Source organism: Nodularia sp. UHCC 0506 (genome assembly GCF_034931045.1).
Taxonomy (GTDB): domain Bacteria; phylum Cyanobacteriota; class Cyanobacteriia; order Cyanobacteriales; family Nostocaceae; genus Nodularia.
In genome coordinates this window covers 40,669-50,175 of record NZ_JAYGHH010000042.1, presented here as the reverse complement: position 1 = coordinate 50,175, position 9,507 = coordinate 40,669, and the positions used below count along the sequence as shown (strand labels likewise).

Here is a 9,507-nt window from a genome sequence, read left to right as displayed (position 1 = left end):
AAGAGAAAAATGTTGGGGCAAGCACTAAACTTCCCCAAATCCTCTCCCAGAAGTCGTATCAGGAATAACTGCTGAAATATACAATACTTTGTAAGTCATGTTGCTGATAGCCTACACCAATCTTGTTGTTCACTAGCAAACCTAGCAATTTCCTGTAACACTTCCTCTATACTAATTTCTGGTTCCCATCCCCACACTTTTTTTGCTAAACTCGCATCTAAAACCATCCAAGGAATATCAAACGGTCGCTCGATATTTGTTTCTAACACTTCATGACTACCAAACTTGTCTGCACACCATTGAGTTAACTGGTGCAACGACATACTATTATTGACTCCACCACTAGCATTAATCACCCTTAGCTTATCTGTCTGGAGTGGTTCAGCAAATTGCTTTTCTAGCACAGGAATTAAATCTATAGGATGTAAACAATCTCTCACCTGATAACCCTTACCGCCAAAGCCGATATATTTTAAAGGTCGCTGTTCTCGAAAACTATGAATCCAAAAAGCAAAAATCCCTTGTCCTGGATGTCCAAACTGCCCCGCTCCTGCCATGACACCGCAACGATTAATCCAGACAGGAAATTCAAAGGTTGAACCGTATTCTAAGGCTAAATGCTCTGAAGCCACCTTAGTGCTACCATATAATGATACTGGGGGATCAGTGGAGTAGCTTTCAGAAACTCCTTGAGAAGAAATACCCTCTGGAAATACTTGCTCAGGAATGGGGTAAAATGTTCCCCTAGCCTCCGCTACTTGTAACTGACTCAATCCGGGGATGGAATATACTCGGCTGGTAGAAAGTAGAGTAAACCCAGCCTGATGGCGTTTGCAGTATTCTAAAAGGTTAACGGTTCCCAGCAGATTATGTTGTACTAACTGTAAGCTACTGGTTTTACCGTCTACCCCTGCTAACACACTGGGATTAGCTGCGGCATCAATTACCCAGTCAGCAACAGGTAAAGCATCTACATCACTGCTATGGCGAATATCTCCATGAATTACCTCAATTCTTCTTTGCTGTAAGGTTTCCCTATTTACCCAACTTCCTGAACGAGATAGATTATCAATGCCAAAAATATGATATCCAGGTGAATTGTCTTGCAAAGCTTTAGCTAAAGTGGAACCGACAAAACCGCAAATTCCCGTAATTAAAATCCGCATAATCTTGTAAAAACAGTAAATTCTTAGGCTATGTTCCCAGCTATGTTTAGGTAGAGAAATAAGATTGCAGCCAGGCTTTAAGTTTCTGAGGTTCAAGATCCATATCACCAACTGCGCTGCTATCTGTAGCAATTGCTTTTAATCTCGCAAAAGAATGTCCCAACTGTCTCGCCATAATGATATAGTGAAGTGCTGGGGAAGAAAGAATTTCTGCTATGGGTATGCCGCAGGGAGCATATATCATATTTGTCAGACCAGCACCATGAGGTCCAGCGATCGCTTCTGCACTAGAAAATAATTGTACTTGTTCCGCAAGAGAGAGTTGCTCACAAATCAAGATTTGAAAACCAAATTCATTTAATATAGGCTCTAAAAGCTCTTCGTTTACGACTCTTCGAGCTTTAGCTTTTTGTCGTGAGATGTAAATTCTCTTCTGTTTTACTTCAGTAACTTTCGGATTAAAAAATGTTGCTAGTCTCTGCGCTACAGACTTTAAGGCAGAGCCAGACCCCAATCCAGTATGTCCAATGGGACTAGCAAACCAAAGTTGCTCTATCGTCGTATTTACACTTTTAGGCTGTAATTCTAGCCTATCCTGTCCAATTCCATAGGCACGGAGTGAATCTAATTGATAGGCGTAAGGCTTGTCCTGAATTAAGAATTTTGTATCTTGAGGTAAATGCGGTAAGGCAAACTCAAGGCGAGGTAAAACATCATGAAACCAGTGATAAAATGCATTTCCCCACAAGCAAAGCAAGGAATAAACATTACCTTTAATACTTCTCCATCGAAGTGGAAATCTCCGTTTATACGCAGGATTTTCTTGTAAGTAAGGTAAATACCAATTGCCTTCATAACAAATTTGACTATCCGGTAGTTGAACGAAACCAACACCATCTCGAATAGTAGCATTTTTAATTACAACTAGAGACTGGGGACGAGACAGAGCTTGATAATGAAATCTAAAGTGTGATTCTGCCATTTCATCCCCAAAAATATGAGGTTCAACTTCTGGTATAACTGCTGGATAGGTTTCAATCACAGGTAAACCACATTCTTCTGCCCAAGCTGCTATATCCATACATATCGGAGGTTTTGCACTATAATAAAGCTGCCGCAAGAATTTATTGATAACATCTTTGTTCATAAGTTTTTGGTATAAATATCTTTGCGAATAAAGAATTTGGTAATAAATGCTTGCGATAATAATATATAGTCTTGATTAATCATAAAGCGTGAAATCTCTGTTTCAGGTAATAAAGAATGATCCTCAACTGCAACTATCCAAGGACGAAAACGCATCCAGTCATTGGAATGCAAAACAACTAAATCTTCTCCTTCACAATCTATATTAATAAATCCAAAACAACGATCAGTTGGAGAATATTTTTCAAGCATTAACCTTAGTGGCATAGTTTTAACTTTTATTTTTCTTTGCGGGTTCTCTCCTAAAATATTTTTTAAACTGGAACCAGCATTAACAGCTAAACTACCAGTAGTTTTACTATCATAAATGATAAATTCTGCCTCATTTTCCATCTGAGACACTGCAATTTCTAGATTTATGTCATTTGGTCTTTGAATTTTAAATTTAGCGATGTTTTCTGGATTAGGGTCAACATTAATCCCCATCCAACCCGTCTGATGCAGTCGAAGCGTATTTGAAAGATAAACTGGATCACATGCACCAATATCTACATAATATGCAGAATCTGACAAGTGAAAATGTGTAAGTAATGTATTGATAAGAATATCCTCAGCAAATTGAGAGTAACTTACATTTGCTGACTGCCATTCTGTTAAATTTTGGGGTAATTTTTTCCAAGTTACACGTTGTAGCATTCGACCTGCTGTGTTTGCTATTTTCTCTTTAATAAAATTTTTCCAAGCCATTAATTCTTCCTTCTGATATATCAAATAAGGAGCTATTCTAACCTATAAAATAGCTAAACACGAACATTCAATCGCTGTTGCCAAGACATTACAATCTGTTCAATAGTCTCTTCTAGAGAAACGGTAATATCCCAGGTTGGGTAATGTTTCCGCATCTTACTCAAATCTGAGTAATAACAAATATGATCTCCTATACGGTTTTCTGGCACATAGACATATCTCATTTGTTGATCACTATATTTTTGTGCTAGTTTAAACGCCTCTAAAATCGAACAGCTATTTAACTTGCCACCGCCAAGGTTATAAACCTCAGCTACACGAGGATCTGCAATAAACGCCTCAATAAATCGAGCTACATCTAGTGAATGAATATTATCTCTAACTTGCTTACCTTTATAGCCAAAAATCTTATACTCCCTACCTTCTAAGTTCGCCTTTACTAAATAACTTAAAAAACCATGCAATTCAACCCCTGAGTGATTAGGACCAGTTAAACATCCTCCTCGTAAACAGCAGGTTGGCATATTAAAATAGCGCCCGTATTCTTGCACCATCACATCAGCCGCTACTTTAGACGCACCAAATAAAGAATGTTTGGATTGGTCAATACTAAAGGTTTCTGGAATCCCCTTCTGATATGTAGGGTCATCATAATCCCATCGAGTATCTAGTTCTTTAAGCTTAATTGTGTTGGGGCGATCGCCATACACCTTATTAGTGGACATGTGGACAAAGGGTGACTCTGGGCAAAATTGCCTTGCTGCTTCCAATAGGTTCAATGTCCCAACAGCATTGGTATCAAAGTCATCAAAGGGAATGGCGGCGGCGCGGTCATGGCTAGGCTGGGCTGCGGTGTGGACAATTGCATCTGGTTGAAGGCTTTCGATTAAATTCAGGACACCTTGGCGATCACGTATGTCTAATTCATGATGCACAAAACCCTTCAGGGTTGATTGCAGTCGCTGTTGGTTCCAGCGAGTATCCCCTTGATTACCAAAGAATACTGCCCGTTGATTATTATCAACGCCATGAATCAGCCAGTCTTGGTTAGCAAAATAAACACAAACCTCAGAACCAATTAAACCAGATGAACCTGTAACTAAAAGTTTTTTGTTTGATTTCATAATTATCTGAAATGGAGCTTTTAATATCTTTACTTACTTTACTTAGAACCTTTGCTTAGGCTCTAAATATAACCAACGCATCGGAAGGGGTCTTTCATAAGAAAAAGCCAGCAGACTAGGAAGAAGAAACTTTCTCAAAATCCAAAATTCAGGAGCTTGAAAATCAGAAGCGATTCGCTTACGTGCTAATATCAATTGACTTAAATGTGTTGCAGAAAACTTATTTATAATGCGATCACCCATTTTCTCATCAACCCAATCATGTAGTTCAATTAATATATGAAAATTTCTTAAATCTGTTGCTGTACACAAACTGAGGATATATTCCTCAGCCCCTTCAACATCCATTATTAAGAGTCGATTTTCTTCGTTGTTGTATAATTTAACATCATTTAGCAATAATTCTGGTGTGCATATACCACAAATTTGTACACGATCTGCCACTCCATTAGAATTTATTACTTCTTTAAGAAGTAACCTACCTTCTTCAGTTGCTTCATATGCAATAACTTGGGCATGAGGAAACTTTAATGCACAGCCTACGGCATAGTAGCCTTCCGCCGCACCGACATCAATAATAGATTTAAAAGAAATTTTAAAAAGCTCTTTAAATATTGGCTTTAGCTCTACTTCGTATGTACCCAAGTATTTTGGAATGATACTGCCACATACACTTTGATTAACATAATGCATCCCATCAAACAGACCTGCATTTAATTTTAAAGAATTCAAAAGATACTTTACATAGTGAGTACCCCAAAATCCTGGCTTGACAATAGAGAATGTCCTAGATATCAGAGTCTTAAACAGCTTGAAGAGTGTATTTAACTTATTGGCATGAATGTTAACTGAGAACATAGTTTATAGCCTTAAAAATTGTGGTTGTATAGTTGTAAGGAAAAAATAATTTTATTTTTTCAGACATGATGTATTGATCTGCATAATATCTCACACAAAATTATATCTGCTGCTGATATTGCTCTACGTTTTACCTCTGCCATCTGCCCATCTTTATCCATTACATCACCAAAGATTTCATGAATCATGTCATAAACAGTTATGACTATAGGGCAACGTTTTTTTATTTGCCAACTATATATTCACACTTTCACATTCAAGCAGATGCCAGTTGCCCTTAATCAAAACAGATCCTATACCACTATGAGCTATGATTCCAGTTCCATAAAAATCTCCAGACTCTACATCAATACTTCCAACAAAACCCTTCGGCCAATCAGCCTCAATTCCATTTTCTAAAATCCTGATTCCAATGTAATATCTACCCGGTGCATAAGGAAAATTAGGTATCATACATTTAATCTGACCTTTGGCACTTTGAGGACTAAATGTTGTCCCTGAATAATCACTGTAAAGAATTGAAAGAGTCTGTCCACTCATATCATGGAGTGAAAACCCCAAACTAACATTCTTAGGAAGTTTATCTGTAGGAATTTCATAATCAAATACAAATATCACATCATCACCCGAACATATAGCAATTAAAGAATTACCATTTAAATCTTCTAAAGAAAATTTCGTCAATACTATACTCCCAGAACCAGACCTTCGCAGAGTCGATATATTAGTATTCTTTGTAGAATTATCTAAATCTTGTAAATAATAGTTAATTGTAGTTTTTGTTGCCCCGTCAAAAGAAATTTCGCCTGATTTCAGTAGGATTGACCGAGAACAAAGATTTTCAATAGCGGCCATTTGATGGCTCACAAACAAAACTGTTCTCCCCTCTTTTCCTACATCCTCCATCTTCCCCAAACACTTCTTCTGAAACTGAGTATCCCCCACTGCCAGCACTTCATCCACAATTAAAATCTCCGGTTCCAAATGTGCTGCTACTGCAAACGCCAACCGCACATACATCCCGGAAGAATATCGCTTCACAGGTGTATCTAAAAACTTCTCCACCTCTGCAAAAGCCACAATTTCATCAAACTTGCGTTTAATCTCCACCTTACCCATCCCCAAAATCGCCCCATTGAGAAATATATTCTCTCTTCCTGTCAACTCTGGATGAAACCCCGTACCGACTTCCAATAAACTCGCAACTCTGCCTTTAATTTTGATGTTTCCTTGGGTTGGTTCAGTAATACGGCTAAGAATTTTTAACAGCGTTGATTTACCCGCACCATTACGGCCAATAATCCCAACTCTATCTCCCTGCTTAATCTCAAAAGATACATCCTTCAAAGCCCAAAATTCCTCAAAAGCAGGATTTTCAACTTTGGCTTTAGGATTAATAAGGCCATCAAGAGACTTCACTTTATTAGCTATCACATCCCGCAGTGCAGTATAGCGTTCCTGCTGTTGATGACCAATAATGTATTTTTTACCCAGATTCTCAACGCGAATAACTGTATCAGACATTTTTAATCTTAATTACAAAATAGTTTTTAATATTACTTTTTTTGTGTATGGCGGTTATCAGTTAAGTGAGATACAAGAACCCCACCCCCAACCCCTGACAGGTGTAGGTGTTTTACAACTAACAGGAGTTGGAGTAATAAAAGCTATCGACAGGAGTAGGAGGAAAAGAACTCCAACGATGAAGATGAATAGATAAACCCTTGAGTAAATCAGCAATGAGGGTGATAAAACCCCGAAAAAAACAAGAAAGCCGACGAGGTGATTTGGGATAGATGGGTTTGGAATTAGCAACGTGTCGCTGGGGAAACTGGTCAATGTGGGAGGGAGGAAATTGGTTTTCCGCTTCTCCACCAAGCATGACCATCCAGAGAGTAGAGACAGCGATGGCTAACCACAAGCGTTCAGCACGTTGTGGGTCAACCAGACGAGTGTTGTGCCACTGCCAACCATCAGATTTAAGATCACGATAAACACATTCAGTGGAGGGGCGTAAACCGTACCAAACAGGGTCAGCAGCCATAGGTTCTAGGTCAGTCAAAATCAACCAAGGGTCTTGATAACCAAAATCCCAACGAGCTAACAACGTACATTCAAGGGGGTTAGTTTTGAAGCAGATGACTTGACCTGACCAGGATAATCCAGGAGTAGGAACAATATCAGCTAGTGGTCGCCATTGATTCTGGTGTGGCAAACGATAAGTTCCTTGGTGGTTAATACGTAGAAAGGGATGCCAACCAGCAGCAACTATCAGGGAATAGAGCCAATCGGCGTACAATCCCCGGTCAGCAGTGACAATTACCTTCTGATTTGGTGGAATCGTATCTTTGAGGTCTAGCATTTTGAGAATACATCCCTAGTTTCTAGTTTCATTCTCTCGCTTTCAGGAGTGAATACTCACACCCACGTAATAAACCTACACCTGTCAGACCCCCAACCCCCCCGCAAGCGAGGAGGAGGCTATGATGTACTTCATTCAATTGCATACCGCTATAGTAGGGAATTATATTTTCCCAAAGCTTTTAAAATACCTTCTAAATTTATTTGCTCTCTATAGCTTTGGCGAAATCATCTGTATTGTTACATAAAAACTCAGGATTTAATATTTCGGTGATGCTATAAGTACAGGTATCTAAAAAATTAGATAAACCTAATCCTGTTTCTTTTGACGCTTCCCGTCGAGCATTACGATAAGCTTTGGGTAAAATATCGGGAATATATTCCTGTAAACTACGTTTTTCTGCCAGTAAATCCTGTAAATTATCTCGTTGGTTAGCAATCGTGGTCAACCAACTTATATAAAGTTTTGGATAATGATTTTGCCACTTAAGTAAATGAGCTAGTAAAACCACTAAGCGATTTTTTAACTCATTTTTTTCTCTCATACCCATAGAATCTAATTCTTCTGCAAGATTTTCCCCGTCTAAAGCGGTGACATCTCGACTAGCTAAAGCTAACTGCTGCTGACTTATGGTGATTTATCAGAAAGAATTTACCGATTAGAAAGGCGAACAGGCGTTCCCTCCTACGATGGAATGACGTTGTGTGGTAATTTTTATTCTGGAAATCACCTATCCAAGCGAAAAAATCTGTTTCGTAGAGAGATGACTCAGACATAAAACCTTTCCAAGCCAATACTATTTAATTATATCAGCACTACTAAATCACATCTGCAAACCTTCTTTCCATCTTGCGGAAATACCAGATACCACTAATTAAGAGTAAAGCTACTAATCCCAAAGATAGCAAAAACCCTGGTAAATATAAATGGGACTGACCACCCAATATTGCCCAACGGAAACCATCAATTACCCCGACAATGGGATTTAATGAGTAAAGAAATCTCCATTCTTCAGGAACAACACTACTACTAAATCCCACTGGGGAAATATACAAACCAAACTGGACAATAAACGGGACAATAAACCGAAAATCTCGATACTGCACATTCAAAGAAGCTAACCATAATCCCGCTCCAATGGAAGCAGCAAAGGCGATACCAATAAATAGCGGTAGCGTCAAAATTCGCCAACTAGGAACAAAATTATACCATGCCATTAACGCTAATAAAATCATCCCCGAAATCATAAAGTCTACAAAGCTGACTACCACAGCACTTGTCGGCACGATCAAGCGAGGAAAGTATACTTTAGAAATTAAATTAGCATTGCCGATTAAACTATTACTGCACTCTGAGAGGGAATTAGCGAAAAACTGCCAAGGTAGCATTGCTGAAAATACGAGAATAGGATAAGGAGCACCCTCTGATGGCAAGTTTGCTATCCGACCAAATATGACTGTAAACACTACCATCGTCAGAAATGGCCGAATTAATGCCCAAACAATACCAATTGCTGTTTGCTTATATCTAACTAAAATGTCACGCCAAGCCAGAAAATAAAATAGTTCTCTATAGCGCCATAAATCTTGCCAATACTGTTGCTCTGTGCGTCCAGCTTCAATTATTAACTCTTGCTGGGGAACACTTTTTTGACTATTCATAAACAATAAAAAGAATTTACAGTATGACAACTTAGCTGTTTGGCATTCATCCGTGTAAACTCACCCACGGAAGGATTCCCATGAGGGTCAATTACCCCTGTTACCTGCTGCCATAGTTCTCTAGGAGCTAAAGAAATGTTATATATGCCATCGTCAGACTGACGCACATAATACCACTTTTTTTGCTGACACTGTTCACACCAAAAAGCCTCTAACCACTCCCCTTGGATGGGAACAGCCGTATGATTAGCTATTGATAAAGAAGCAGCCCGCCGACTTAAACCCCGTTGCTCTAACTGACCTGCTTTGTCAGCAAAAAGTCGATATTTTTTACTCACGCTATCCAGATAACAGCCATGAATAGGACAATAGATAGCTCTACGTTTGGAACGTTTCCGATTTCGGTCACACCTTCTCTGCAATTCGACCTCCTAATATAAATT

General features: G+C 38.8%; 10 protein-coding genes. All 10 read right to left on the bottom strand.

The window, feature by feature from the left end:
• Positions 1-95: 95 nt before the first annotated feature.
• Positions 96-1,166: an NAD-dependent epimerase/dehydratase family protein gene (locus tag VB654_RS19290; RefSeq protein ID WP_323215417.1), complete on the bottom strand. Its 1,071-nt coding sequence runs from the start codon at positions 1,164-1,166 to the stop codon at positions 96-98.
• Between the two features lie 46 nt (positions 1,167-1,212).
• Entirely contained in the window at positions 1,213-2,313 is a 1,101-nt protein-coding gene (locus tag VB654_RS19285; protein WP_323215416.1) for a glycosyltransferase family 61 protein, read from the bottom strand.
• Positions 2,310-3,059 (bottom strand): FkbM family methyltransferase, encoded by a 750-nt coding sequence (locus VB654_RS19280; protein ID WP_323215415.1) that lies wholly within the window; start codon positions 3,057-3,059, stop codon positions 2,310-2,312. Before VB654_RS19280 ends, VB654_RS19285 begins: the two co-directional genes overlap by 4 nt.
• Positions 3,060-3,112: 53 nt before the next feature.
• On the bottom strand, positions 3,113-4,183 hold the full coding sequence (locus tag VB654_RS19275; RefSeq protein ID WP_323215414.1) for an NAD-dependent epimerase/dehydratase family protein: 1,071 nt from the start codon (positions 4,181-4,183) through the stop codon (positions 3,113-3,115).
• Between the two features lie 42 nt (positions 4,184-4,225).
• Entirely contained in the window at positions 4,226-5,041 is an 816-nt protein-coding gene (locus tag VB654_RS19270; RefSeq protein WP_323215413.1) for a hypothetical protein, read from the bottom strand.
• Positions 5,042-5,275: 234 nt separating this feature from the next.
• Positions 5,276-6,565 carry an ABC transporter ATP-binding protein gene (locus VB654_RS19265; protein WP_323215412.1) on the bottom strand — a complete coding sequence of 430 codons (1,290 nt, stop codon included), beginning with the start codon at positions 6,563-6,565 and terminating at the stop codon, positions 5,276-5,278.
• Between the two features lie 118 nt (positions 6,566-6,683).
• Positions 6,684-7,403, bottom strand: a complete 720-nt coding sequence (locus VB654_RS19260; protein WP_323215411.1) for a transposase — start codon at positions 7,401-7,403, stop codon at positions 6,684-6,686.
• A gap of 199 nt (positions 7,404-7,602) precedes the next feature.
• Positions 7,603-8,034 carry a DUF29 domain-containing protein gene (locus tag VB654_RS19255; RefSeq protein WP_323215420.1) on the bottom strand — a complete coding sequence of 144 codons (432 nt, stop codon included), beginning with the start codon at positions 8,032-8,034 and terminating at the stop codon, positions 7,603-7,605.
• Between the two features lie 187 nt (positions 8,035-8,221).
• Positions 8,222-9,064, bottom strand: a complete 843-nt coding sequence (locus tag VB654_RS19250) for an ABC transporter permease (protein WP_323215410.1) — start codon at positions 9,062-9,064, stop codon at positions 8,222-8,224.
• A complete protein-coding gene (locus tag VB654_RS19245) occupies positions 9,061-9,402 on the bottom strand; it encodes a hypothetical protein (RefSeq protein WP_416235698.1) in 342 nt (113 codons plus the stop codon). The genes VB654_RS19250 and VB654_RS19245 overlap by 4 nt, the downstream gene beginning before the upstream one ends.
• Positions 9,403-9,507 lie beyond the last annotated feature (105 nt).

What these genes read in the sequence shown, in the direction of transcription:
- VB654_RS19290 (WP_323215417.1), bottom strand. Translation starts at nt 1,166, where the DNA reads ATGCGGATTTTAATTACGGGAATTTGCGGTTTTGTCGGTTCCACTTTA.
- VB654_RS19285 (WP_323215416.1), bottom strand. Translation starts at nt 2,313, where the DNA reads ATGAACAAAGATGTTATCAATAAATTCTTGCGGCAGCTTTATTATAGT.
- VB654_RS19280 (WP_323215415.1), bottom strand. Translation starts at nt 3,059, where the DNA reads ATGGCTTGGAAAAATTTTATTAAAGAGAAAATAGCAAACACAGCAGGT.
- VB654_RS19275 (WP_323215414.1), bottom strand. Translation starts at nt 4,183, where the DNA reads ATGAAATCAAACAAAAAACTTTTAGTTACAGGTTCATCTGGTTTAATT.
- VB654_RS19270 (WP_323215413.1), bottom strand. Translation starts at nt 5,041, where the DNA reads ATGTTCTCAGTTAACATTCATGCCAATAAGTTAAATACACTCTTCAAG.
- VB654_RS19265 (WP_323215412.1), bottom strand. Translation starts at nt 6,565, where the DNA reads ATGTCTGATACAGTTATTCGCGTTGAGAATCTGGGTAAAAAATACATT.
- VB654_RS19260 (WP_323215411.1), bottom strand. Translation starts at nt 7,403, where the DNA reads ATGCTAGACCTCAAAGATACGATTCCACCAAATCAGAAGGTAATTGTC.
- VB654_RS19250 (WP_323215410.1), bottom strand. Translation starts at nt 9,064, where the DNA reads ATGAATAGTCAAAAAAGTGTTCCCCAGCAAGAGTTAATAATTGAAGCT.